General features: G+C 59.0%; 16 protein-coding genes and 6 pseudogenes. 8 read left to right on the top strand and 14 right to left on the bottom strand.

Going from position 1 to position 24,399, the window contains the following annotated elements; translation table 11 throughout:
- Window positions 1-195 precede the first annotated feature (195 nt).
- Both EN780_RS00510 and EN780_RS00505 read left to right on the top strand, forming a co-directional pair.
- Window positions 196-534 (top strand): helix-turn-helix transcriptional regulator, encoded by a 339-nt coding sequence (locus EN780_RS00510; protein ID WP_063169282.1) that lies wholly within the window; start codon window positions 196-198, stop codon window positions 532-534.
- The gene (locus tag EN780_RS00505) at window positions 524-1,840 is read left to right on the top strand and encodes a HipA domain-containing protein (RefSeq protein WP_063169281.1); all 1,317 of its coding nucleotides are present in this window, start codon (window positions 524-526) and stop codon (window positions 1,838-1,840) included. The genes EN780_RS00510 and EN780_RS00505 overlap by 11 nt, the downstream gene beginning before the upstream one ends.
- A 569-nt stretch (window positions 1,841-2,409) precedes the next feature.
- Here the strand turns inward: EN780_RS00505 and EN780_RS00500 are convergent.
- Window positions 2,410-2,766: a hypothetical protein gene (locus EN780_RS00500; protein WP_126080678.1), complete on the bottom strand. Its 357-nt coding sequence runs from the start codon at window positions 2,764-2,766 to the stop codon at window positions 2,410-2,412.
- A 516-nt stretch (window positions 2,767-3,282) separates the two neighbouring features.
- On the opposite strand from EN780_RS00500, the pseudogene EN780_RS40315 reads away from it, so the two are divergent.
- From EN780_RS40315 to EN780_RS00485, 3 genes and pseudogenes are all read left to right on the top strand, one after another.
- Window positions 3,283-3,815: pseudogene (locus EN780_RS40315) on the top strand (IS21 family transposase); the annotation flags it as partial.
- 10 nt (window positions 3,816-3,825) lie between these two features.
- Window positions 3,826-4,139: pseudogene (locus EN780_RS40310) on the top strand (ATP-binding protein); the annotation flags it as partial.
- Window positions 4,140-4,331: 192 nt separating this feature from the next.
- The gene (locus EN780_RS00485) at window positions 4,332-4,961 is read left to right on the top strand and encodes a hypothetical protein (RefSeq protein ID WP_126080679.1); all 630 of its coding nucleotides are present in this window, start codon (window positions 4,332-4,334) and stop codon (window positions 4,959-4,961) included.
- Here the strand turns inward: EN780_RS00485 and EN780_RS00480 are convergent.
- The gene (locus EN780_RS00480; RefSeq protein WP_126080680.1) at window positions 4,927-5,172 is read right to left on the bottom strand and encodes a tyrosine-type recombinase/integrase; all 246 of its coding nucleotides are present in this window, start codon (window positions 5,170-5,172) and stop codon (window positions 4,927-4,929) included. The genes EN780_RS00485 and EN780_RS00480 overlap by 35 nt on opposite strands.
- 763 nt (window positions 5,173-5,935) lie before the next feature.
- Window positions 5,936-6,391, bottom strand: a complete 456-nt coding sequence (locus tag EN780_RS00475; protein ID WP_256748481.1) for a transposase — start codon at window positions 6,389-6,391, stop codon at window positions 5,936-5,938.
- 793 nt (window positions 6,392-7,184) lie between these two features.
- Here EN780_RS00475 and EN780_RS00470 point away from each other — a divergent pair.
- Window positions 7,185-7,700: a DUF2285 domain-containing protein gene (locus EN780_RS00470; protein ID WP_224570032.1), complete on the top strand. Its 516-nt coding sequence runs from the start codon at window positions 7,185-7,187 to the stop codon at window positions 7,698-7,700.
- Between the two features lie 786 nt (window positions 7,701-8,486).
- Here EN780_RS00470 and EN780_RS00465 read toward each other — a convergent pair.
- From EN780_RS00465 to EN780_RS00430, 8 genes and pseudogenes are all read right to left on the bottom strand, one after another.
- Entirely contained in the window at window positions 8,487-9,962 is a 1,476-nt protein-coding gene (locus EN780_RS00465; protein ID WP_095486045.1) for an NAD-dependent succinate-semialdehyde dehydrogenase, read from the bottom strand.
- A gap of 412 nt (window positions 9,963-10,374) precedes the next feature.
- Window positions 10,375-11,100 (bottom strand): annotated as a pseudogene (locus EN780_RS41485) (pitrilysin family protein); the annotation flags it as partial.
- A 549-nt stretch (window positions 11,101-11,649) separates the two neighbouring features.
- A pseudogene (locus EN780_RS00455) lies at window positions 11,650-12,954 on the bottom strand (pitrilysin family protein); the annotation flags it as partial.
- A gap of 276 nt (window positions 12,955-13,230) precedes the next feature.
- A complete protein-coding gene (locus EN780_RS00450; RefSeq protein WP_024505391.1) occupies window positions 13,231-13,503 on the bottom strand; it encodes a hypothetical protein in 273 nt (90 codons plus the stop codon).
- A 1,384-nt stretch (window positions 13,504-14,887) separates the two neighbouring features.
- Window positions 14,888-16,216: a HAMP domain-containing sensor histidine kinase gene (locus tag EN780_RS00445; RefSeq protein ID WP_128271527.1), complete on the bottom strand. Its 1,329-nt coding sequence runs from the start codon at window positions 16,214-16,216 to the stop codon at window positions 14,888-14,890.
- Window positions 16,213-16,872 carry a response regulator transcription factor gene (locus EN780_RS00440; protein ID WP_024505389.1) on the bottom strand — a complete coding sequence of 220 codons (660 nt, stop codon included), beginning with the start codon at window positions 16,870-16,872 and terminating at the stop codon, window positions 16,213-16,215. The genes EN780_RS00445 and EN780_RS00440 overlap by 4 nt, the downstream gene beginning before the upstream one ends.
- Before the next feature lie 619 nt (window positions 16,873-17,491).
- A pseudogene (locus tag EN780_RS00435) lies at window positions 17,492-17,924 on the bottom strand (helix-turn-helix domain-containing protein); the annotation flags it as partial.
- A 244-nt stretch (window positions 17,925-18,168) separates the two neighbouring features.
- Window positions 18,169-18,627, bottom strand: a complete 459-nt coding sequence (locus EN780_RS00430; protein ID WP_224570033.1) for a response regulator transcription factor — start codon at window positions 18,625-18,627, stop codon at window positions 18,169-18,171.
- A 760-nt stretch (window positions 18,628-19,387) separates the two neighbouring features.
- Here EN780_RS00430 and EN780_RS00425 point away from each other — a divergent pair.
- The gene (locus tag EN780_RS00425) at window positions 19,388-20,503 is read left to right on the top strand and encodes a DUF418 domain-containing protein (RefSeq protein ID WP_245454732.1); all 1,116 of its coding nucleotides are present in this window, start codon (window positions 19,388-19,390) and stop codon (window positions 20,501-20,503) included.
- Between the two features lie 794 nt (window positions 20,504-21,297).
- On the opposite strand, the pseudogene EN780_RS40305 reads toward EN780_RS00425, so the two are convergent.
- A pseudogene (locus EN780_RS40305) lies at window positions 21,298-21,514 on the bottom strand (transposase); the annotation flags it as partial.
- A 524-nt stretch (window positions 21,515-22,038) separates the two neighbouring features.
- On the opposite strand from EN780_RS40305, the gene EN780_RS00420 reads away from it, so the two are divergent.
- Window positions 22,039-22,251: a cold-shock protein gene (locus EN780_RS00420; protein WP_008874821.1), complete on the top strand. Its 213-nt coding sequence runs from the start codon at window positions 22,039-22,041 to the stop codon at window positions 22,249-22,251.
- A 228-nt stretch (window positions 22,252-22,479) separates the two neighbouring features.
- Here the strand turns inward: EN780_RS00420 and EN780_RS00415 are convergent, their stop codons facing one another.
- Together EN780_RS00415 and EN780_RS00410 are read right to left on the bottom strand one after the other, a co-directional pair.
- Window positions 22,480-22,950, bottom strand: coding sequence for a MucR family transcriptional regulator (locus EN780_RS00415; RefSeq protein ID WP_024505385.1), 471 nt, complete (start codon window positions 22,948-22,950; stop codon window positions 22,480-22,482).
- A gap of 894 nt (window positions 22,951-23,844) precedes the next feature.
- Complete coding sequence (locus EN780_RS00410) at window positions 23,845-24,387, bottom strand: tetratricopeptide repeat protein (protein ID WP_081714429.1); 543 nt, start codon at window positions 24,385-24,387, stop codon at window positions 23,845-23,847.
- Window positions 24,388-24,399: the final 12 nt, after the last annotated feature.

The following is a 24,399-nucleotide window of genomic DNA, read 5'->3' as shown; positions in this document are numbered from 1 at the left end:
CGCCAGATCTCCGCCTCGCCCGAGACGCGCAGAGCTGGCCGGTTGTGCAGGAGCCGTCGGCAATATCCGCCTTCCTCGTTCGGATGGGTAACGCTTGCGATACGGAGTCTTGACTTTGGCAGTCGCTCTGTGACATTACCTATATAAAGTTCGAAAGAAGGCGATATGGATCATGCATAGGTCACAGAGACCCGAATGAAGGCAACGTATAAACGCACCTATTCGCGCTACGCGATGGAAGCGCTTGGCCTTTTCGGTAAGACCATCCGGCTTGGCCGGATGCAGCACCGGTTAACCGCACAGGAGTTAGCCGAGAGAATCGGTGTTTCACGCAGCACCCTGCAGCGCATCGAGAAGGGCGATCCCAAAGTCGAAATCGGACTGATGTTCGAAGCTGCTGCCATTGTCGGTGTGAAGCTGTTCGATGCCGACGGCAATGGCATCACAGCCCTCACAGGCCGCATGGACGATCGCATCGCGCTGCTGCCGAAGCACGTCTACAAGGCCGGCAAGCAGATCGTCGATGAGTTCTAAGGTCCCCAAGTACGACGAAGCCTATGTCTGGGTCTGGCTGCCGGGCGAGACCGCGCCGGTTGTCGCCGGGCGGCTATATGCCCATGACGGACTCGTCAGCTTCAACTATGGCAGGAGCTTTCGTGAACTGGGAAGCGCGATCCCGCTTTATCTCCCGGAACTGCCCCTGAAGGCAGGCGAATTGCCTTTGCTTCCTGGCCTAACCATGCCGGGATGCATCCGCGATGCTGCCCCTGATGCCTGGGGACGACGGGTTATCCTAAACCGCAAATTCGGTGTGAAGGGCGATGAAATCGCGCGGCTCGATATTTCAGAACTGACGTTCTTGCTGGAATCAGGCTCGGACCGCATCGGCGCGCTCGATTTTCAGTTTTCGCCAATGCATTACGAGCCGCGCGCACTGGCCAATGCCACTCTCGAAGAGCTTGTCCAATCGGCGGAGCGGGTAGAGAAAGGTATTCCGCTCACCCCCGAATTAGATCAGGCGCTGCATCACGGCAGCTCGATCGGCGGCGCAAGGCCAAAGGCGCTGATCGAGGGTGACGCCGTCAAGCATGTCGCGAAATTTTCCTCGTCTGCCGACCTTTACAGCGTCGTCAAAGGAGAATTCATAGCCATGCGGCTTGCCGCCTTGTGCGGCATCAGAGCGGCATCCGTCTCGCTCGTTCGCGCCGCAGGCAACGACGTGTTGCTCGTCGAGCGATTCGACCGGATCAAGGTCACGGGCGGCTGGCAACGCAAATCCATGGTCTCAGCGCTGACGATGCTCGCGCTCGATGAGATGATGGCGCGTTACGCCAGCTACCAGGATTTGGCGGAGATCATTCGCCACCGATTCACCGCGCCGTCGGAAACTCTGCGCGAGTTGTTCAGCCGCATTGTCTTCAACATACTTTGCGGCAACACCGACGATCATGCCCGCAACCATGCGGCATTCTGGGACGGCGCTAAGCTCACCCTCACGCCTGCGTACGATATTTGTCCGCAGGCCCGCAGTGGCCAGGAGGCCAGCCAGGCCATGCTCATCAGCGGCAATAACCGCATGAGCCGGATAGCGTCCTGCCTTGAAGCGGCGCATCACTTCCTGCTCAGCGCGCCGGAAGCTCTTGCGATTGTTGAAGGCCAGCTCCGATGCATTGCGGAGAATTGGCCGCGTGTCAGCGAGGAAGCTACGCTATCCGGCACAGATCGCAATCTGTTCTGGGGCCGACAGTTCCTCAATCCCTACGCTTTTACGGCGCTGGAAGGAAGCGCCGACGTTCTCCGCGCTCTGGCTGACGAACTACGCAACAGTGTTCACGCCTGATCCGGCGCTGGATTTCGGACAAGCTCGGCAAGCGCAAGACGCCCACAATATCGACAACCCTTGCCGTGCCAGGACGAAGATTGAACAAACGGCTCTTCAACAGTGACAACGTGCACTGCGGAGAGATGTGGAGCTGACACCGCAAAAGCCCAAGACGCGCGACTTCCCGCGATACAACTCCACATAACTGAGCGTCTACAAGCGGTGCAGCCAGCCAAACATCCAGCCATCAAAGCGATGATCGTCTGATCTTTTGCCGATGACATCACGTCGGGGAAGCCTTGTTCGAGCGCTTGCCGCTTCATATCGATACCGGCCTGGGCGTAGCGCATCGTTAGTTCAGCCCGAGTGGCCTGGCCATCGACTGATGGTGGCGATGTCAACACCCGCCTTGACGAGGTGGATGGCCGTCGTGTCCCGCAAAGGGCGATGATGGATGCTTTTTTCCGCCATGGTGGTTCCTTCGCCCGCAGCCATGTGTGCGCAGCAAGTATGGAACACCGAACCGGGTGAGCAGTGTGGGGCGGTCGTTGCTTTGCTCAGCGGGACAGGGCGATACCAGACGAAGGTCACAATCGAAGATTCAGGATCCCTGAACTCGTGCATCCGTATTGAACATCAGCGAAAACAGAGCGTAATCCCGCTGTCCAGAAGGCGTGCGGCGGACGATACGCGCCAGGACGCTCTTGATTTCCGGGCTCATCGAGATATTCGACAGGTGCCACCCACGCGCCCTCTTGAAGGGAAGTGTCACCACCAGTTGCAGCGTATCCTAATATTCGGGGTGCTCCGAAATCAGGAACCGCGCAAAGGCATCCATCGCCGCCAGCCTTGCATTGCGGGTCGCAACTGCCACGCTCGACCTCAAGTGATGTGAGAAAGCTGCCCATCCTGTCGGTATTGATGTCGGAGACCGCTTCTTTCAAGAATATCTTCCCGCTCTCCCGCGGCATGAGCCCGTGGCATGCTTCGGCCCAATGCTGTGGATTGATGTTTCTTCATGCCACAACCTCGCTGACGAGACCGCCGAAAGCCCCTTCAAAGCGGTCGGTGGCGATCTCTCGCAGCTTTGGAAGGTAGTGCATTGATTTTTCGTGGAATGGGGACCCTGTTTAAAGGGTGATTTTCGTCCAAACGGGACCCTTTAACGATGGGGTCATCAAGATGCCTCCGGCTTGATCGGAGGCATTTGTGTTTTGGATGTTGGTTTTAGAGACGATTGCAAAGATACGTCGGCTGTCGCTGGTCCAGGGGAAGTCGATCAAGGCGATCTGCCGTGAGCTGAAGATCTCGCGCAAGGTGGTGCGCAAGGTCCTGCGTTCTGAGCAGACGGAGTTCCGCTACGAGCGCAAGCACCAGCCCTATCCCCGCATGGGAGCTCGGCGTGAGACGCGGGACCGGCTGCTGTCGGCGAATGCGGCCAAGCCGCAGCGGGAGCGGCTGCCGGTCGCTTCGACGGCTTCCACTGCATTCCCCCGTCGGTGTCGAAGACCTGCACGGTGCGCTTCGACAACAACAAATACTCGGTGCTGTCGAGTGCCGTCGGTCGGCCCGTCGAGATCCATGCTTATGTCGATCGGATCGCATCCGCCAGAGGATGGCGTGGTCGTGGGAGAACACGTTCGCTCCTTTGGCCGCAACGAGGTCGTCTACGATCCCTGGCACACGGCGCGCGCCGTTCCTTAGCTGGGTCGTGCGGTCGGCAATGGAGAAGGTGCGGCGCAGCTCAAGGCGGTTGATGACGTCGACCGGCAGATGGTGTTGATCCTCACCTGGGTGCTGACCGACGGATTGAGCGCGGTCGAGGCCGCCTGTCAGGAAGCCATCGAGCACGGTGCATCGTCGGCGCCGGTGATCCTCAACATCCTGGCCCGCAGCCGCGATCCGGCGCCGGGCACGATCCTTTCCATTCCCCAAGCGCTGAAGCTAGCTCACGAGTGTCGCCGACTGCACCCGCTATGACAGTCTCAGGAGGACAAACAGCCATGGAACGCACCGAGGTACTGGAACTGATGGGAGCGCTGAAGCTCTACGGAATGCGCAGAGCCTATGACGAGATCATGGGCGCGTCGCCATCAAGCGACGGCACGAGCCGCCCAGGATTGTCGGTGATCTCTTGCAGGCCGAGATATCGGAGAAGCAGGCCCGCTCCATCAAATACCAGTTCGCTGTCGCCAAGTTGCCGCTGGCCAAGGACATCGACGACTTCGACTTCGCCGACACGCCGGTCACCCCCTGATGCGCGATCTCGCCCGGCCGCGCCTTCGTCGCCGATCAGCGCAACATCGTCCTGGTCGGCCGCCTTCACGGGTCACCCAACTCGCGCGGAAGGTCGACCGCATTGCGACGGGCGCGTGTCGACTTCCCAACAATGTCAGACAGGAGACGCAACGCTATCGGAGCGATCGCATTGCCCGAAACGATTTTCCCAGTTGGCACGACAATTGCGGTCCTATGCGCAAAAGCAAACTAGACCTGAGAGCCGCACCGCATGAATGTAGCCTCCCAATATCTGCCGCTTGTGGCGCATCACGAAGCCGGGCACGCGGTGGCCGCCATCGTTTTGCACCGTCAGACGTTCGACGACGACCGTGAACTCCCTGCTTTCTCAAGTGTTAGTATTTACCCCGACGCCGGTGACGGAGAGTGCGGTGGTGTTGTCGAAGGCGCGGGTTTTTATTCAGCGCAAGGATTCACCTCGAAGCGAAAGCCGATTTTCGAGGACGATATGGATCGATGTTTGGAACGCGATGATGCGATCCGGGAGATAGTTGCGTGTCTGGCAGGTCCTTTTGCAGACTCCGCATTCGAAGGCTATCTGGACCCGCGCGATATGGCGATGAATGCGTCCGATGGGAATGAGGGGAGCTGCGACTACGCGGATGCCAAGCGAATCTATGGTGAGTTGCGGTTCCTGATGCCGCGCCGCCCCGATTGGGGGCGGATCGAAGATTGCACGGCCCGGCTAGTACTCGATCACTGGTCGGCCATCGAAGCATTGGCCGCGCATTTGCTGGTCAAGCATGATCTCCAATTCGATGAGGCTCTGACGATTGTTGCGCCGCATCTTCCGCCCATGCCAGCAGCTACGCCGCCAGAGCGTCATCCGCAGCCTGCTTGATCAGCCATTCGATGTGATTTGACCACATCTGCAACACCTCGCGCTTCTCCTTGACTTTGCTATAGAGATTGTAGATTTCGCCAATGTCTGTCAAGGACGCCGCCTTGTGATTCAGTATGTGCTCGATGACGTGTGGCAATACCTGCCGCCTGCCGAGATTTGTCGCGAGCGTCCTGCGCAGATCGTGAAGGGTCCAGTTCTCCAAAGCCACCCCGTCAGTATTGACCTTGCCGTCTAGAGCCTTCTTGCCCTTCGCGTAGCCTGAGAAGTGGCTTCTTTCGTTGCCCCTCGCAGGGAAAAAAACGTGTCATTGGTCTTCGGTACCGTCTGGGGGACCGACACCGCCAGTGTGGGCAGCGGAATAAGCGTAGGCTCTTCGTTCTTCGTGCGGTCACCCGATAGTTCCATGTTCCGGCTTCAAGGTTGAGGACCAACGCATCGCGGCAACTTCCGTACGCCTCTGTCCGGTCAGAATGAGCAGCTTGACGATGGAGCCGAACGAATAGCCGATATCGCCCGGTTCGGGCTCACAGCCCGTTCATATAGCCGCCAGTTCGGCATCGTTCACCACTCGCTTGCGCTTGACGATCGGGGCCGGATCCGGATTTTCCAATCCCTCGCGGGGAAACCGCGGATGAGCCGTTGCGGCGGTTTGCGACACCAGTTGAAAAATGCCCGCATACACCAGAAGGCCGTGTTAGCCGCTTGCGGGTGACCCCCGGCGACGATCTTCTTGGTGACGTTAGCAATGTCGGTGTCGATCACATGGTGGATAGAGCGACTCCCGAGGGCAGGCACAAGATACCGGTTCAGGCTGGCCTCGACCAGTGCGGTGTTTTGAGGGTCGTTACTCGGCGGCCTGGAGGTGACCGCCATCGCCGTCCTCGGTATCGTCAGCGCTGATATGCGCCTGATCGGCAAGGAAGGCTGGCAGTTCCGATGGAGCTATGCTGGAATTTGGGTGACGAGGCTGATCAAGCGGCGCTCTGCGGCTTCGTTTCGATGACCTGGATTCCGTCCAGGAACCTGGCACCTGCGATGAGTTTCGGCAACTGATTTTGTCCTTTCAATCGTCGCCACTTCCTGGCCGCGGCCAACAGCTTGAAGACCATCAGCTGGGCGGTTTTCGAGGATAGCGAGCCCTTGGTACGCACCGTGCGATAGCGAACGGTTGCAAAGACGCTTTCGATGGGATTGGACGTTCGCAGATGATCCCAGTGTTGGGCGGGGAAATCGTAGAGCGCCAGCGACGCAATATGATCTTTCGTCAGGCAGTCGACCGCCTTGGCATACGCCTCGGCCTCCATCTCGATCGCATGCGCAAGCAATTTGCGCGCGCCGCTGCGAAGTACATCCGTCAGGGTATCATCGATTTCGTCGGGCTGACGAAGGCGAACAATGTGTTGATAGTCTCGTTCATGGCGTATCACTCTCCTTGAGAGGTACTGGCAGGCTTCATCACCCGCCTCGATACGCCGCTCTCCTCAAGCCGCCATCATCCAGTTTCCGCCATGGCTCCCCCTGATTGATCCGCTTCACCTGTGCAACTGCACAGGCTGCCCTAGCGGGGAGATTGGCCTCCAATGGCGAAAGCTTGCCGCAGGAGACCCTCCGATGACCGTGCCTATGGCGCCGCCGCTACGACAACTTGCCGACAAGCAGCGTGCGATCCACTGCCGCGCTACTGCGCCTTCAAGGGACGTCTGGATCGCGACGCAGGAGCCGATGACTGTTACGGGATCAATTCCAGGTCGCGCTGGCCGTCGCTGTGCCAGTTCGACGGTCTGGTGGCAATTTGGGCACATCTTCTGTCGCCGACAGTGGCGATGGCTGACGCTTCAACGAAACGGGGTCTTCGACGTCTGCTGCCTACGCCGATGCTTTGCGAAGTGGCATAATGTTTCGACGCACGCAGGCGCGGGCAGGGGATGTCAGTCATGAATCTCCTGACTGGCGCGGATCAGGCCGATTGGCGGGATGAAAGATCATACGACTACACCGCTGGCCTGACGCTGCGGGAGTGGGCTTGGGAGTTCTTACGCCGCAATCCAGCGTTCCAGCGCGATCTGACCGCTGCGCGCCAGCATTGCAAGACTTGGTCTCTCCAATCCTTTCTCGATATGGTCGCGTCGGCCGGCGACCTGTCACGCTGGGGTGTTCTGTTTCGCGGAGTCTTGTGGCCGCGCTTCGGTCGTATTCTGGTGTCCGCTCTGGTGCGTCCATGTGCTGCCGGTCATTGCGGAACGGTTGCCTGCCTCGTCGCCGACACCGCCGTTCGAACTCTCGGCATTGCCCTGTCGTGCAATCGTCCTGCTGGCGCCCGACAAGAGCCAGCATGTTCTTCTTCGCAATGCGGACCACGCGCTGCAGCTCGCCGTCTCGGGCGCGAATATCCTCCACCCTGTTTGCCTGCATACGCAAGCCATCTGGCCCGCGGTGCTTTTAAAGCATCGACTGAGGGGACTGGAGTGCCTCAATGCTCTCAGTCTAGGGCAACAGTTGCCCCCCCGCTTGTTTGCGCCGGAAAAGCGCGGCGTTCGTTTGTCCTTCGTTCTTCGTGCGCTCGACGGTTCGCTCGCCGGAGCACCACATCGCGAGCTCGCCGAAGTTCTCATCGGTCAACGGCGCGTCCATGCCGACTGGGCGGATCCTCGCGATCATCTGCGCGACCGCATCCGTCGGGCCGTCTCGCGTGGCCGCGCGCTCATGAATGGTGGCTACAGAGATTTCCTAATTTGAAAAGCGACAGTCCGCGCTGTGCGTCGGTGGATGAACGTTCGCTCGCAGCTGTACCCGTCACCAACAGTTCGCCCGCCGACAGGACTGCATGGCGCCTTGCAAGTGCGCTCTGGTCTAGCTTGTCGATGCCGAAAATGAGATGGGCGAGGGTGCCAAGGCGGTGGTTCATTAGGGCCGGCCTCGACCTGGACGCACATCATTGGTCGGAAAGCGGCGTGCACCGCAATGTCGCCATAGCAGCCAAGATCCTTTGAGTCCGGACCTGCAGTCCTGTTGGACCGGCGGGTGCAACAATATGGAGGGATTTGAGGCCTCACACCGTTCCCTGGTCGACAGCTCGGTCAGACATAGCACCCACCGCTTGATTATGGAAATGGTGTGCCTGGAGTGCAGCGAGTAGCGGCTTGCTGCGCACTGTCCTAAGAATAGCAGTCATGACCCGTCTGGGGTTCTGCAACACGACGATTCAACCGCTTGGGCATTGTCGCATATCCCACAATGTAGAATGCGCAACAGGGCAAAAGCTGATCCATCGGCGGTTTATCAATGCTTTTTGGCTTGGCACGGCACATGCAACGCAATCGGCAAAAGGCGCACGAACTGAGTGGCCCATCGGCCCTAGGAGCGCTGATTTATGCCCTCCCAAGGCATGTCCGGCCCGGCAGCGAGCTCAGTCTCCTGCCGGGCATCCGTGTTTCAGGTCAACGGCGTTTGGAACTTCCAATTAGGTGGCGGCATTGACCGCAGGCCGCCCCCCGGTGGGGCGGAGAGACAGTGCAGCAGGTTTCAAATCCCGCCCATGCAAAGATATTTCATTTCCAGATAGTCCTCGAGGCCATGACGGGAACCCTCCCGCCCGATGCCGGATTGTTTGATCCCGCCAAACGGTGCCGCCTCCGAGGACATGCGTCCCGTGTTGATGCCAACCATGCCATATTCCAGAGCCTCTGCCACACGCCAGACCCGCTTCAGGTTTGAGGCATAGAAGTATGCGGCGAGGCCGTAGATCGTGTCATTGGCCTCGCGCACGACCTGATCCGCATCGTTGAAGCGAATGATCGGCGCGAGCGGCCCGAATGTCTCCTCTTGCGCGACTGCCATGACGCTGGAAATCTCGGTGAGGACCGTGGGTTCGAAAAACGTGCCATTCTTGCCGATACGCTGGCCCCCGCATCGTATTGTGCCGCCTTTCGCAATGGCATCTGCGATGTGAGACTCGATCTTGGCCAGAGCATGCTTGTCGATGAGCGGTCCGATGTCCACTCCGGCATCGAATCCGTCGCCAACCGACAAGTGCCGGATTCTTTCCACGAATTTCTTGACGAACTCATCGTGAACGCTCGATTGGACGTAAATGCGGTTCGCGGAAACGCAGGTCTGGCCGGCATTGCGGAACTTCGCCTGGACCGCACCGTCAACAGCACCGTCAATGTCGGCATCATCGAAGATGATGAAAGGTGCATTGCCGCCGAGTTCAAGGCTGACCTTCTTGATCTGGTCAGAGCACTGACGCATCAGCAGCCGTCCGACCTCCGTCGAACCGGTGAAGCTGATCTTTCGAATCTTGGAATTGGTGCAGAGTTCACGGCCCACGCGATCACCTTCGGACGCATAGATCAGGTTGACCACGCCATCGGGAAAGCCGGCCTGATGGGCGAGGGCGAACATTGCGCCAGCCACAAGCGGCGTCTGTTCAGCGGGCTTGAGCACGATTGTGCAGCCCGCAGCCAAGGCCGGCGAGATTTTGCGCGCCACCATGGAGGCCGGGAAATTCCATGGCGTGATCGTGCCAACAACGCCGATGGGCTGCTTGATCACTAGCATTCGGCGGTCTGTCGAGGGTGCCGAGATCGTCTCCCCATAGACGCGATTGGCCTCCTCGGCATACCATTGCAGATACGCCGCCGCATGCGATACCTCTGAAATGGCTTCGGCAAGCGGCTTGCCCATTTCCGCAGTCAGAATCGCGGCGAGATCGCCTGCATGGTCGATGATCAGCTGATGCCATCGCCAAAGAACGTCGCTACGTTCTCGGGCCGTCAACGCGGCCCATCCCGACTGCGCAACATAGGCCTTGTCTACCGCAGCACGTGTCTCCTCCACGCCCATATCGGGAAGCTCTGCCAAAACTTCGCCGGTCGACGGATTGACGACCTCGAACGTCTTATTGCCAACTGGTCTGCCGAGTGCCGGCAGGCGGTCGATGGCTCCAAACAGGTGCGGGGATTTCAGGCGACGGATCATCGGCAGGCACAGGGGCAATACCGGATTCCTCCTCAACGCAGCGAACATCCAGGTCGACGGGCCGTCAGTGTGTATTCTGCACCAGTGGGTTCGTCGTAGGGCCTCGGCAAAGCAGCTGGTAGACCACGCTAGCCCGATGAAAAGACAGCAGTTTCGTTAGTTTGAGTGCCCGCGGTTCATCAATTGATGGATTAAGCAGTCGGATGTTTGCTTCATCCACCATGCCTGCTGGTGGCGTGCGACTGAATTCTGCAAAAAGGCGGCATACATGCTGAGGAGCGCCATTTCGGCGAGAGGCCGCCGGACCGCCAATGCCGCGCAAGGTCGGCGAAAACGACTCCGCGCGTCTGCATGATCTGCTTGGCCCACGGGCCTCCAACGCTCTTCCCACGAGAAGCCCCGATGAAGAAGGAAGGTGTGATGAGTTTCTTTACTCATCCTTGCCGCCCAGCGGCGGGCCGACCACCAAAATGGCGGGCTCGGCCGAAAGCAGCTTTTTGGCCGCCGCCTTGACCTGTTTGAGCGTCACCCGACCGATGCTGCGGGCGCGACGCTGGTTGTAGTCGACGTCGGCCTTGTGAATCTGCAAATCCAGGAGCCGGTCTGCAATCGAGCGGGTCGAGCCCAGTTGGTCGATGGCATAGGCGCCGATCAGGTGCTTCTTCGCCGCCTTGAGCTCGGCCCCGGTCGGTCCTTGCTGCGCCATCTGCTTTACCACATCTCGCACGATGCTCAGTGTTTGGGCAGCGCAGTCCGAGCGTGTCTCTGTCGTAACCAGAAGCGAGTCAAGGGTTAGTTCAGAGCTGACGTGATAGGCAAGGCCGCGTTTTTGACGTACCTCCTCGTAAAGGCGGGAAGTCAAGTATGAGCCGCCAAGGATGTCGTTCAGCAGCACGGCCGCGTAGAAATCCGGCGCGCTAGGCTTCACGCCAGGCCAGGCCAACGTCAGCGAAGTCTGCGGCAGGTCGTAGTTCTCCTCCACCAGTTGACCGAGTTTCGGCGCGACATCGTAGACGGGGACGAGGGTTTGTTGCTCAGGCAAATCACCAAACAGCTGGTCAAGCCTTTCCCTCAACGTGTTCGCGTCAATGTCACCCACCACGGCAATATGGAGCCCGTCGCGAGCGAAAATGGCCTGGTGGAAGGCGCGGAGGTCGGACGGCGTGATGCCGGGGAGGCTCTCTTTTGTGCCTTCTCCCGGCCTTGAACAAGGATGCGCGCCATAGATCGCGCGCAGCCATGTGCGCTGAGCGATGGCGTTAGGGTCTCGCTCGCTGCCGACGATGCGGGAGACAATCTCGGCGCGGACGCGATCGATCGGCCCCTGCTCGAAGCGCGGCGCGTTCAGCGCGAGCCGAAGCAGGCCGAACGCCGCGTCCTGCTTTTTGGAAAGCATGCACATCGATCCGTAGATGTCGTCGCTTTGCGCGTCCAAACTCATTTCGGCGCCGGCATGGTCGAGCTTCACCTGGAAGGCACCGCTGTCGTAATGGCCAGCGCCTTCGATGAACAGGCCGGCCATCAGTTTGGCCATCCCCTCCTTCCCGACCGGGTCCTGCTTGGTGCCGCCCTTGAAGGCAAAGCCGATGTTGACGATTTCCACTGTGTGGTCCTCCACCAGCCAGGCGATGATGCCCTTTTCGGACTTCACCTCCTGGATGTTCATCGCAGCATGGGGCCGAGCGCCGAGCGTCATCTCTTGATTCTCCGTCTTGGGCAAGAGATAGCCCGTGGTCGAACGGTCGAACGCGAGATAGCGGGCGGCAACTGCTTTGATTTGCTCGGGGGTAACCTTGCGGATGCGATTCGGCCGTTCCTCGACATCCTTCACGGTACCGCCGGTGGCCAGCGTCGAGCCGTAGATGCTGGCGAGCCAGTCCAGGTTGTCTTCCGCAAAGATCATATTGAGCAAATAGTGGTCCTTGGCCTTGCCTAGTTCCTCGTTGCTGACACCATCCTCGGCAATGCGGGCAACTTCGGCAGCGGCCGCCGCTTCGAGATCAGCCAGCTTGGCATCGCCGCGCGGTGCGCCATAGATGGCGAACTTGGTGTCGTCGAGCACAGTGCCCTGGAAATAGACGCGGGCGCTGGAAGCGATACCTTGCTGGACAGCGAGCGCCTGGTAGAGCCGGCCGCGGTTACCGCCGCCGAGAATTTCGGCCAGCAGGTCGAGCGCTTCGGCCTCGCCCGGCTTGGCGGTGTGGTAGGACGGCACCACCCACTGCGTCGAAAAACTGGGCACGCTGACGCGGGCGTCTGAGAGCGTGACGGTGCGCCTGGTGTTCTGCTCGGGCTCAACCGGCCGGATGCGCGGCGGCAGGTCAGGTCCGCGCGCCACCTTGCCATAGGTCTTTTCGGCCAGCGCCCGCACCGTGTCCGGTTCGACATCGCCGGCCACGATCAGCACGGAGTTGTTGGGCCAGTAGTACTTTTCATAGAAGACGGTGGCGTCGACGCGGTTCAGCTGCTCGATCTCCTGCATCCAGCCGATGATCGGGATGCGATAGGGGTGGTTCTGCCACAGCGTCGCGTCGATCTCCTCATGGAGAACGTCCTGCGGGTTGGTGTCGGTGCTTGAGCGGCGCTCCTCGATGACCACATCGCGCTCGGTCTTGACGACATCGTCGGTCAGGATGAGGTTTCGCATTCGGTCGGCCTCGAAGCTCATCATCAGCTCGAGCGCCGACGGCGCCACTGTCTGATAGAAGGCGGTGTAGTCGGAGGAGGTGAAGGCGTTGTTGGAGCCGCCGATCTCGAACACTGCGCGGTCGAATTCGCCGCCCGCATGGTTGGTCGTCGCCTTGAACATCAGATGCTCGAAGAAATGGGCGATGCCGGATTTGCCCGGCGGCTCGTCGGCGCTGCCGATCTTGTACCACACCATGTGGGTGACGATCGGCGCCCGGTGGTTGGGAATGACGACCACCTCCATGCCGTTGTCGAGCACGAAATCCCTCGCCTTGCCGTCCTCCCATGCGACGGGGATCGGAGCCGGCCCCGCGCCGACCAACTCGGACGCAACGGACGTCCTGCGAAGCCCATGAGTGCGGGGCTTGCTTGGTAGTTCTGGTAGGGAGAGTGGGGTTATGGGCTGCGTTCCTGGCAAAGTGATCTGTTCCTCATTTTGAAGGATCTATGTCTCCCGAACGCCTATTGGGAGAAAGTGGATCGGCACGCGACGCCGAGCCACATGAGCCGTCAGCGTGTTGCTGGGCCTGACGCGAGCCTCATCTTTGGATGCGTCCGGGAAACTTTCGGCATGGTGAGGCCATGGGAAGTCTGCTCGTTATCCATTGGGTGTTTGCGGATACCTGAGCATGCCCCGTGCCAAGTAAGAAAGCCCCGATTCGCAAGGTTTGATCCAACCTTGATACTTGCGATATCCGACATTGTCGGGCATCCGACAGAAAGCGCCTTTCGCCGGCGCGCCGGCTATGACGCTCGCCTCCTCCGGCGTGACGACGATCCTTTGGCGGGCGCCGCGCACACCGATCTGCCCGCCTATCAGCACCGCGACATCGAAGGACAGCGCGATCGTGACTGGATGGGTCTTACGCAAACATGCAGCAGTGCCACCGCGATCAGGACTTCATCCGCCCCACAAAGACCCGAGCGCGAGGGACGACGTGTAAGGCTAATGATGCCGCGCATAAAGAGGTAAGGTCCCTCGTCGTACCGGCGAGCCCCTTCGCTGGGTCTCGCGAGGGTCTGGTTTGCGAACGTCGACCGACAGCATCACGGCATGGGCGGCCCCATCGGTAGGCAAGCATTGACCGTGCCATCAGCGTTGAGGCAGCGCAGAGCCCAATTTCCCGGTGCCAGCCGGTACGTTGGAGCTTCAACTGTGGCCAGCCAAGCGGGCCGAGGCCGTGAAACTCCTGATACCCTGGACCGTCCGGATTGCAACGCACGACGCCTTGGTCTCGCGCCAACGTCCATTGACGCTCAGCGAAGCATCATGCGGACGAGCTGGGAAAGCTTGGCCGGGCCGGCGCCTTCCCAGGCGCATGGGACGCGCGACGACCCATGTGGACCTTGGATTTCACTACGCACTTACGCTGCTTTGGCCTTGTCAGCAGCCTGAGCATAAAGCGTGCTCAGCTTTCAGGGCGAGCCTCTTTCATGTTGATAGCATCTGTCGTCATTCAGGATCGCCCCATTTTCGCATGCCGCTTGCAGCTTTCAGACTGTTGTCAGCCAGGGCCGCCATAAAGGGTCTCGTTTAACGCATTCGGGAGGCTTCATCACTCGACCACATTAATTTCGGGCGGTTCGCCGGCGCTCCGAATGGCACTTAACACCAGATCCTCTCCAAACCCGTGATGATCCAAGAGGAAAACGAAAAATCCCTAAATCATAAAAAAGCACCGATACGGTCGGCTCCAGGCTGATGAAATTGCGGTCTCACTGGCCACGCACGATACTTGCGATGGCGATGGCCATTGCAAAGGCCGGTCAAGCACCCAAGACGCTGACAAGCACGCCTCCGACCAAAGCTCGATCGTTGGCAGCCTTTCTAGCCGTATACTTGGGGCATTTTGGGACGGCGATCCGGACGCCGATTAAAACCTGCCGGTCGTCTAAATGGAATGGTTGGTCCGGGTCCTTACTGGACCCCGCCAACCCGATCGGGCCGGCGCACAGGGGCACCCAGACAATTGGACACGTCGCCTTTGCGCGGCGGCTTGCACTTTCTCGGATGGCCTTTTTTCTCCCCGGGCGAAATCGAGCGAGCGGTGAGGCGGAGCCTTCGATTTTGCCGATCATGTCGTGTCGCTTCGATCGAACTGCTCAGACGATGATAGCGGCATTGATTGCCGCGGCCGAAATGCGTTGTGTGAAGTACGATTTCTACGCCGTATACATACTGCCGTACAGTTCGCCCTGTCAGCAGCCTTGCCAGCAATCCGCCCTGTGTCCAACTGTCGTCGAATTCACCGGTGTCATTGAGGAATTCGTATGATCGCCTCGAAACCATCATTGCGACCGCGGGCGGGCGACGCAAGCTCTAGACTGCCACCGATCCGCTGGATAACCATGTTAGCGATATGTAGACCAAGGCCTGAGCCCGCAGCAGGAGTAGCACCACGACTAAATCGCTTTGTAAGCCCTTCGAGGTCGGGGAGGGGCACCACCGGTCCGGCGTTTGCAATAGCGATGGTTCCATCAGTTTGGACGGAAACTGTTGTCGGAACAGTGGGCAGTCCATGTATCAGCGCATTCTCGATCAGGTTACGAAGGAGGATCCCAAACGCATCGACATCCACTTTGCGCATCAAAGTGGTGCAGCCGTCGACGTTAAGATGCAGGCGTCCGGCATATTGCGGCTTTTTCCTCAGGTCGTCGATTTCCAGCCGAACCGATCGGACAAGATCGATCGCGTGATCCGCCATGCCAACCCCCGATTCGGCTTGAGCGAGCTGAAGCACTTTTTCGACAAGGCGGCCAAGGCTCGACAGCGCTTGCTCGATGCCGCGCGCACGCATTTTGGCCGACCCATTGGGAAGCTCGGCCACTAATCTCTGCATCTGAGCGATTGAACCTGCGATCGGCGTGCGCAGTTCATGCGCACTGTTTGCGGCGAACTCGCGTTCGGCCTCGAGAGCCGCCCGCAGACGATCGAGAAGCCGATTGACGGATGCCGCGATTGGAGCCAACTCTGCCGGGAAATCGCCCAAGTCCATTGGTGACAGATTGCCGCCGTCGCGCGATCCGATCTGCTGTCGCAGTACCTCGATTGGCCGCAGCGAGCGCCGGATCACGATCCACCAAACAGCTAAGCTAAAGGGCAGGAGCACGAGTGTCGGAAGGAAGACAAAAAGTGCGCCCTTCGCGATTGTGGTACGGCGGCCATCAAGCGGTTCGGCCAACTGATGATACACGCCGTCTTGGATCTCCTCTGTGTAGACGCGGTAATCAGCGTTTCCCCAAAAGCCGTTACTCAGGGGAGCATCAGGGAAGGGCTGCTGACCCTCTTCCGGTTCGGAAATAAGCACTACCCCGTACTTATTAATAACCTGCTCACGATAGGTCCCGTACTTTTTATAAGTTGGCAAGTGGTTATTGTATTGATCAACGTGTTTTCCATTCAAGACCTTGATCAGCTCTGGTTCTCTGTACTCTGCGCTCGCCTGGAGCAAGTCATCCGAACTTTCGTTTACATTATTGCAAAAAATGAACGCAGCAATGGTTGGGGCGGCGATCCAAACCAGGAGCGTTGCCCCGCCTAACCACGATATCAGCTTTCTCGTCATGCTGTTCGAGTTCGTCATGTGACCACGAGCCTGTATCCGGAGCCACGCACGGTTGCTATTCTATCCCCGCCGATCTTCTTGCGGAGCCGGCTGACATAAACCTCCACTGTGTTGCTCTCGAACTCCGAATTGAATGAATAAAGCGCGTGCTCGATCCTCCCCTTTGAAACGACCGAACCGGGCCGGCGTAGAAGGCAGTCGAGCACCGCCCATTCGCGTCCAGACAGGTGGACCTCCTGCCCGTCGCGGAAGAGGCGTCGCTCGGCTGCCTGTATGGAAAGCGTCCCAACCGAAAATTGCGGCTCCGGAAAATGCCCTTGGCGACGTGCCACTGCACGGATGCGTGCCGAGAGTTCCCCCAGATCGAACGGCTTGACCAAATAGTCGTCGGCGCCAGCGTTGAGCCCCTCGATGCGGTGCGAAATCCGATCGCGGGCTGTCAGAATGATGACCGGCGTTGTATCAAGCCCCTTGATCAGCTCCCGCAGATAGTCGATGCCATTGCCGTCCGGCAGGTGAACGTCGAGCAAAATAACGTCGTAGCCGGCCACAGCTGCATGACCGCGCGCTCCGGACAGGCCCTCGGCCCAGTCGACCGCGTGGCCACCAGCCACCAAATGATCGTGCACAGCACTTCTAAGGTCGTCGTCGTCTTCAATGAGCAGTATTCGCATCAGGCTGCCGAGCTCCGGTATGAGGGCAAGGCTCCTGCCTTATTGATCGAAGCTGACAGTAGGCTGAACCGGCGCCAGCGAATATCTGGGGGCTTTCAGGCTGCTGTCAGCTACAATTGCAAGAAAGGGGTCGTTAACAAAGCCAAACGAAGAGGCCTTATGAAACCCCTCCTGATCTCGGCACTTTTGCTCAATGTGACCACCGGCGGCTGTACACTGGTTGGCGGGCAATTCGACGTGGCGGTCAACGAATGGCAGCCGCGCCACGCGTCAATGTCCAGGCTTGAAACTGACAGGTGTCTTAAATACGAGGGCACCGTAGCGGGTGCCTCCAGTTATCGAACAGTGCCTAGCAGGTCAGAAGTGCACTTTGACCATAGGGGTCGTCCGTATTTTCGGCGCTCGCGAACAGAGTCGACGGTCAATCGATGCGCCACTGCCAGAGTCTGGAACGGTCAAGTGTTTGTTATCCCCCGTCCGGGCCATATTCTCTGCCGAGGACCAAGAAGGCCCTATTTTCGGTGCCCACGAACAGAGCCAACGGTCAATCGATGCGCCACTGCCAGGGTCTGGAACGGTCAAGTGTTTGTGATCCCCTGTCCCGGCCGTGTTCTCTGCCGAACTCGCCCTTGTAGTCGGCACACCAAAGATCGTTAGGGCGACAGCCGTTTGAAAGTGGTGTCCCCGTCGCCCTGTTGCGCCTGCGCTTGCGGCGCTCGACCATGCCGGCGGTCGAGCACGGCATGCACGGTCGAGATCGCGGGCCGGTGCACATCCGGATACAGCCGGGCCAGCCGCTCGCGTATCTTCGGCGCACCCCATGTCGGCTTGTCTTGCTTGAGGCGCACAATCAGCTTCTCGATTTGAAACGGAAGCTGATTGGCGTGGCGATAGGGCCGCCGCGATCGGTCCGTCAGCCCCTCCAGGCCGCTGTCGTTGTAGCGCGTGAGGATCTTGTAGCCGGTCTTGCGCGAGATATCGAACTCCCGGCAAAGCACCGCCATCTTCTCGCCGTCCAGCAGCCGGGCGACGAACTTCAGCCGCTCTTCCATGACGTTACACTCCTTCCAAGGCACCTTGCTCTCCTTGCAAAGGGCCGAAAGTGTAACCCATCTATCCGGAATGAACTGTCACCCATCTTTCGGGAAGGGCAGTCATGGCCAAGGCAACTGGAAGCCGAATTTTCTTTTAGAGTATGAATCAGCGCCGTCTGCCGAAAAGCGCGTCCACGATCTTCCCTTTTGAAACGACCGTGCAGGGCTGGGGCAGACGGTAGTCGAGCACCGCCCATCCGCGTCAAGTCAGGTAGACCTCCTGCCCGTCGCGGAAGAGGCGTCGCTCGGCTGCCTGTATGGAAAGCGTCCCAACCGAAAATTGCGGCTCCGGAAAATGCCCATGGCGACGTGCCACTGCATGGATACGCGCTGAGAGTTCCCCCAGATCGAACGGCTTGACCAAATAGTCGTCGGCTCCAGCGTTGAAGCCCTCGATGCGATGCGAAATCCGATCGCAGGCTGTCAGAATGATGACCGGTGCCGATTCAAGTTCCTTGATCAGCTCCCGCAGATAGTCGATCCCATTGCCGTCCGGCAGGTGAACGTCGAGCAAAATAAGGTCGTAGCCGACCACAGCTGCATAATCGCGCGCTTCGGACAGGTTCTTGGCCCAGTCGACCGCGTGGCCACCAGCCACCAAATGATCGTGCATAGCACTTCCAAGGTCCTTATCGTCTTCAGTGAGCAGTATTCGCATCATGCTGCCGAGCTCCGGTATGAGGGCAAGGCTCCCATCTTATTGGTCGAAGCTGACAATAGGCTGAACCGGCGGCAGCGAATTATTTGGGGAGCTTTCAGGCTGCTGTCAGCTACAACTTGCAAGAAAGGGGTCGTTAACAAAGCCAAACGAAGAGCCCCTATGAAACCCGTCCTGACCTCGGCACTTTTGCTCAATGTGACCCCCGGCGGCTGCATCAGCAAATTGATTTGGGAAACAGGCGCGCCGGTTCTAATGACCGACGCAGGCCGAGGTCTGGAACAGCTGGACCAGCGAACGGCGTCTTCGGTTTTTCAGGCAACAGCCACATGGAAGAATATGATTGGCTCGACCATGCGCCGAGCTTTGTCGAACGGATTGGTCGCGGGCGCACTACCACAGATTATGGCAGGTTTACGCCCTGGCCTTGACACCCGGGGTGATCGTCACCGGCGGAGCCGCGGCGTACTGATCGGATATCTAACGTCGCTGAGTCTCTCGTCGGTGCAGTGGATCTCTCGGCTTAGCCATCATGCAAAAAACGACGGTTCCGCGACACCACTTTTCAGGTCCGTGACACAGGCTTTGTGAGCCGATCTGTTGTTCTTACCCCAGGCTAATGGCTGAACAGCTCTGTCGCCGGCTCGATGCGCCAGATGGCGCGATGTTTTGAACCCTTTCACGAGGCGACGGCAGCAGCCGACCGGCTCTCCTATCGCGGCTCCCGCGATCCACACACCCAGCAAGGGAATCTACCATGGTAATGAAGGCACCGGTTGCCGACGCTAGGAATGGGTCGGTAGTAGATCGGCTGGTCGGCATCGACCTCGCTCGGGGCCTGGCTGTCTTCGGGATGTATGCCGCCCATCTCGGTCCCGACCCCGGCGAAGGAGGACTAGTCGGGTTTCTGATGGAACTAACCCATGGGCGGCCGTCGGCCCTGTTTGCCGTATTGGCCGGTTTTTCAATCCTCCTGATTACAGGTCGCAAGGCGCCGAAGTCGGGGATAGCCGGTAGACAGGCCATCGCCAGAGTCGCAATTCGTGCCCTTGTTTTGCTCGCGCTTGGCTCAATCCTGGGCTGCCTCGGTACCCAGGTCGAAGTCATCCTAGAATACTACGGAATTTGCTTCTTGTTGGTATTGCCGCTCCATCGGCTCAGCGCATATCAGCTGGGCTTGATCGCTGCCGCTACGGCATTAGTTCTCCCGCAAGTCCGTTCCTCCCTTCTGTCGGTTGCCCCCAACCTCCTCGACCCGGTCTTCAACCTCATGGTCAACGGCTACTATCCCGCGGTGACCTGGGTTCCTTTCCTCATCGCTGGCATGGCCATCGCGCGCCTTAATCTTAATACGCTAGCAGCGCATTGGCGCCTTGGTCTGGCGGGGGTCGCGCTGGCCGTGTTGGGCCATGGGGGATCCTTGCTCGCGCTGAGTTCCCGCGCTTTGACTGAAACCTCCTTGTGGTGGTCTGACGTTGACGGCGCTTTTGAGCCTTCCAAGTCGTCATTTATAGTCAAGTCGTCATGGATAGCCGCACCTCATAGCGAAACGACGCTTTCGATCGTGGGCAGCACCGGTTGCGCAATGATCATCTTGGCGGCTTGCATGCTCGCTGTGGATGCGCTCCCGCGTCTGCGAAAGCTGGTCTGGCCAATAATCGCAGTCGGCTCGATGTCTTTGACGGCCTATGTGCTGCACATTGCGGGAATAGCCTATCTTATGAAGATAAACATTTTCAAAGACGAGAGCCTGTCCACGCTCTTTGGCTTCGTTGTGGTTATCAGCACTTTTGCGGTGCTTTGGCTGCGCGTCTTCCAGCGAGGACCGATGGAAGTGCTGATGGGTAGGGTCGCAGATCTCGCGCGTCACATCCGCTGAGCACCGCCGCGCCCCGGCCTCCCGATCACATTACGGACAAGGTGGGGCTTTGTCCAAAGCTTGTTCGCGGCAGGGGAGGGTACTTCCTCCCACCCTGCCGCCTTGTTGATGGAAGCTAAAACGGTCGCGCAGGCGCTAGAGTTGCATCGGCATAATCAGCTTAAACTCGCGAAGTTAAACCCGCGGTTGGTCTATCTCGGCCCGCCTCACCTGAAAGGCTAAGGTATCCGTTTCGGTCAAGGGTTTTAGGGGCCATTTTCGCTGCGCCTTGAGGAGAGCGTTTGCTAGGATGAGGAGCTTTCGCAACAAGATGATGACCTTTGCGGGTTTGCCTGCCGCCTTTAGCGCCTGGTATTTTGCCTTGAGGTCGGGGTTGAAGCGCAGGGCGAAGGGCCGGGCATGTAGAGGGCCTGGCGAACATTGGCCCGGCCGCCCAGGCGCGGCCGCTCCATTTTGCCGAGGCCGGCGAGGCTTGCGGCCTTTGGTTCCGAGTTCCGGCATGTCGATGGTGAGTGTGCAGGCGGTGGCATCCGATGCGCCATATGCTGGTCAGGATTTCGCGGCGCTGGACAGCGTCGGGATCGGCTTTCATGAGGGTAAGCATCGTCTGATCGATATCGCTGAGTTCACGTGGATCTGCTTCCAGCCACTCGTTGTTGTGGCGCCTGAGCAAGGCAAGCGGTCAAGGTCTGGCTCTGGTGCTGGCTGCGGTGCGATCCCCGCACGGGCCAGGTGCCGATCGTGTCGACGATCCACCTCGCCGCGACCAGAGAGCTGCTACTCTCTTCCGCTGTTCATTCTGGCCTCTTCGCAATGAATGTCATAAAATCACCTGTCGCAATTAATGGTTTTTGATTTGGCTCCAGCAGCTGGCAGATATCGCCGAGAGTTCCGCAGAGAGCGTCGAAAGTTTTGGCCGCCTTCTTCCGCAGCCGCGCCTTGAGTTTTGAGCAGACCTGTCTTGATCGGGTTGAGATCGGGCGAGCATGGCGGCAGGATCAGGAGCCAGTGCCCTTTGGCCAACCAGTGGGCGGCGCGTACCTTGCCGACAATCTGGGGTTCCGAACCCGACAGTTGGTTTTCAACCCGACAGTGGCCCGCCTCAGAGCAGGCTACCGCCCTTCGGAGCAGGCAGAAGCTAATCGAGGTTCGCGGGTTCCGGTTTGAATGTGCAGGTCGCTGCGCGCCTGATCTTTCGGTCTGGCGGCACATGACAAAAACCCTCATTTTGGCCGACGATACCCGGTCAGGAGCGGGTATCGCAGTCGAGAAGCGACCCGAGCACGTCCACAAGATGTGCCGAGTTTGCAAGGTGTGTCATTGTTTCTGTCAACGTTCGAGCGACAGCGCACGACGAAACGTCTGGCATACGCCTCGTCTGGCACGCGCCTCGCATATGTTGCAGTTGCTGCTGGAGATCAGGCGATCGAGTGGGCCTTGCAATTTTCCGATTTTGATGCGCCTAAAGTCTCGTGTACAAATCAGGCTGGCGTGAATGGCCTGCCTAAGTTGCGACTTATTACAAAGGAATGGATATGGCGACTGGAACGGTGAAGTGGTTCAACAGCACGAAGGGTTTTGGTTTTATTCAGCCTGACAACGGCGGTCAGGATGTCTTTGTCCACATTTCCGCTGTTGAACGAGCGGGCCTGTCGACCCTTAATGAGGGCCAGAAGATCAACTACGAGGTGGAACAGGATCGCCGCACGGGAAAGTCCTCTGCAGGCAGCCTCAGCAAGGCTGGCTAACGGTCCGGGAAAGCCTTGGCAAGGTTCGTCATCGCCGGAACGCATTGACGGCTCGAAACCCGGGCCGGAGCATGCAAGTTAATGCCGCGGCAGGGATTGCTGGAGCCATCATGAATTACTCTGGAAATGAGGCTCTTGGACGGGAAAGGCGGGGCTCATCCCCGCCCTTTGATTCCGCGCAGATTGGGCCAACGGCTGCTGCGCGTCCGAACGACTGTTGATACGGATTTAGGCTGCGACCTTCTTGCGGGTCCGTTTCGCCGGCGCCGTGGCTGGGGCTTCCGGCTCTTTCGGTTTGCGGCCGAGTCCCATGGTCTTGGCCAAGGCGGAGCGCGCAGCGGCGTAATTCGGCGCCACCATGGGATAATCCGACGGCAGACCCCATTTGGCGCGATATTCGTCTGGGGTCAGACCATAGTGCGTCGCCAGATGGCGCTTTAGCGATTTGAATTTCTTGCCGTCTTCAAGGCTAATGATGTAGTCCGGTTCGATCGACTTTTTGATCGGGACAGCAGGTTTTTTTACAGGCACAGGCTCTTCTGCCGGTATGAGTCCAGCCGTGCCGTTTAGAGCCCCGTGCACTTGGGCGATCAGGGCAGGAAGCTCCCCCGCCGGGACGGGGTTGTTGGAGACGTAGGCTGATACAACATCGGCAGTGAGCTCGATGAGGATGTCGGTCTTGTGGGGTTCTTCTGTCATAAACTTCTCCGGGCAGCTTGAAACACAGTTGGGCGAAGTGTCGCTTCATAGTGGCGGTTGCCGCTGAAAGCAAATGGATCGACGGGTGCGCTGCTCCTCCACCATTGAAGTCTCGGCGACGCATCCCGTCATCGTCCATCGCTAAAGGCAGCGTATTGAATTATGGGAGCGGTCGCGCCCGCCCCACCATAGCGATACAGCAAGACAATCAAAAAAGCCGGTCTTTGCTTGGCCCCAAATCTTTTCTCCTTTCGTGAACGCTGAGCTGCCAAGCTGCTACAGTTCACCTCGCGGGGCAACCGTGCACAACACAGGAGTCGCCCGAGCGATACATTCTTCACTTGCCGCTTATCAGCGCTGGTGATTGCACTTTGCAGCCTGCCTCCGGACCCGCAGCGCTCACGCTGTTGGTTTTGCGCCTGCAGGCGTCGGAAGTCGGATCGCCGCAGCTAATTTCCTCAGGCGGACGAATTCAACAAATCGATTGTTTGGATCGAAGGCATCCACACCATCGATGCCTCTAGAATAGGATCCAGCTACAATCACCGTGCTGTAATGGCAGGGACGGCCAGCACAAGCGCGACACGATCCGGCGGGTCCATCGCTGCGTTACGTATTCATGGCTACTGCATCGGGCGCTCGGTCGACCGCCTTAAGCCAGGTCGCCGCATTGCGAGACGGTGACCGGCGAGGGAGAGGGCGCTCTGGCAACGAAGCGAGGCGGGTGGCCTTGCGGGTGGCCGCGTGATGTCATCCGGCTCTCCTGCCGATCTCTGCCGGCCAGATCTGGAGCAACTGTTTTGCATAGATATGGCTCTCTTCAGGGGGCCATCTATGATGGGAGCCGAGCGCGTGTTCGAGCCGGGGAACAGGCTGCGCATGCACTGTGCCCACCTATTGCGATCGTGCTAACCTTGGTTGTTTGGACTTGCCGTTAAAGGCAAGCGACAGATTGAAGTTATGCTGCACCATCTGATTGCCTGGCTCGTTTTCGAGAGCTCGCCGATACAGGGCCTGTGCCGCGTCATGCCGCCCCTCAATGTCCAAAATCACGCCCTTCGCATTCAATGCACGTACGTTTCCTGGGGCTGCAACCAAGACGCTGTCGAGCACCTCAACCGCTTCGTGCGGGCGCTTCTGGCCCACCAAGGCATTTGTAAGTCGTATCGCCGCATCAACATTGTCCGGGTGCTGCTTCACCTCATCCCGCAAAGCCCGCTCTTGAACATCCTGACCAACTTCGCGCAAAATGCGTTCGCGCATAGCCGGATCGATTTGATCGGCGCTGAGCAACTCGGGGGAAGATGTCTCCTGCACGGAAAGAGCCGGCTTTTGCCAGCTGGCGCAACCGCCCAAAGGCAGAATGGCGAGTACGGCAAAAAGAAGTGAGTTCCGGCGCAGAAACATAGGCGATGGAGAAACTGTATTACTATTCATGTTATCTCTCAG

This window comes from Mesorhizobium sp. M4B.F.Ca.ET.089.01.1.1 (assembly GCF_004022605.1).
Classification (GTDB): Bacteria; Pseudomonadota; Alphaproteobacteria; order Rhizobiales; family Rhizobiaceae; genus Mesorhizobium; species Mesorhizobium abyssinicae.
This window is presented reverse-complemented; position numbering and strand designations above follow the sequence as displayed.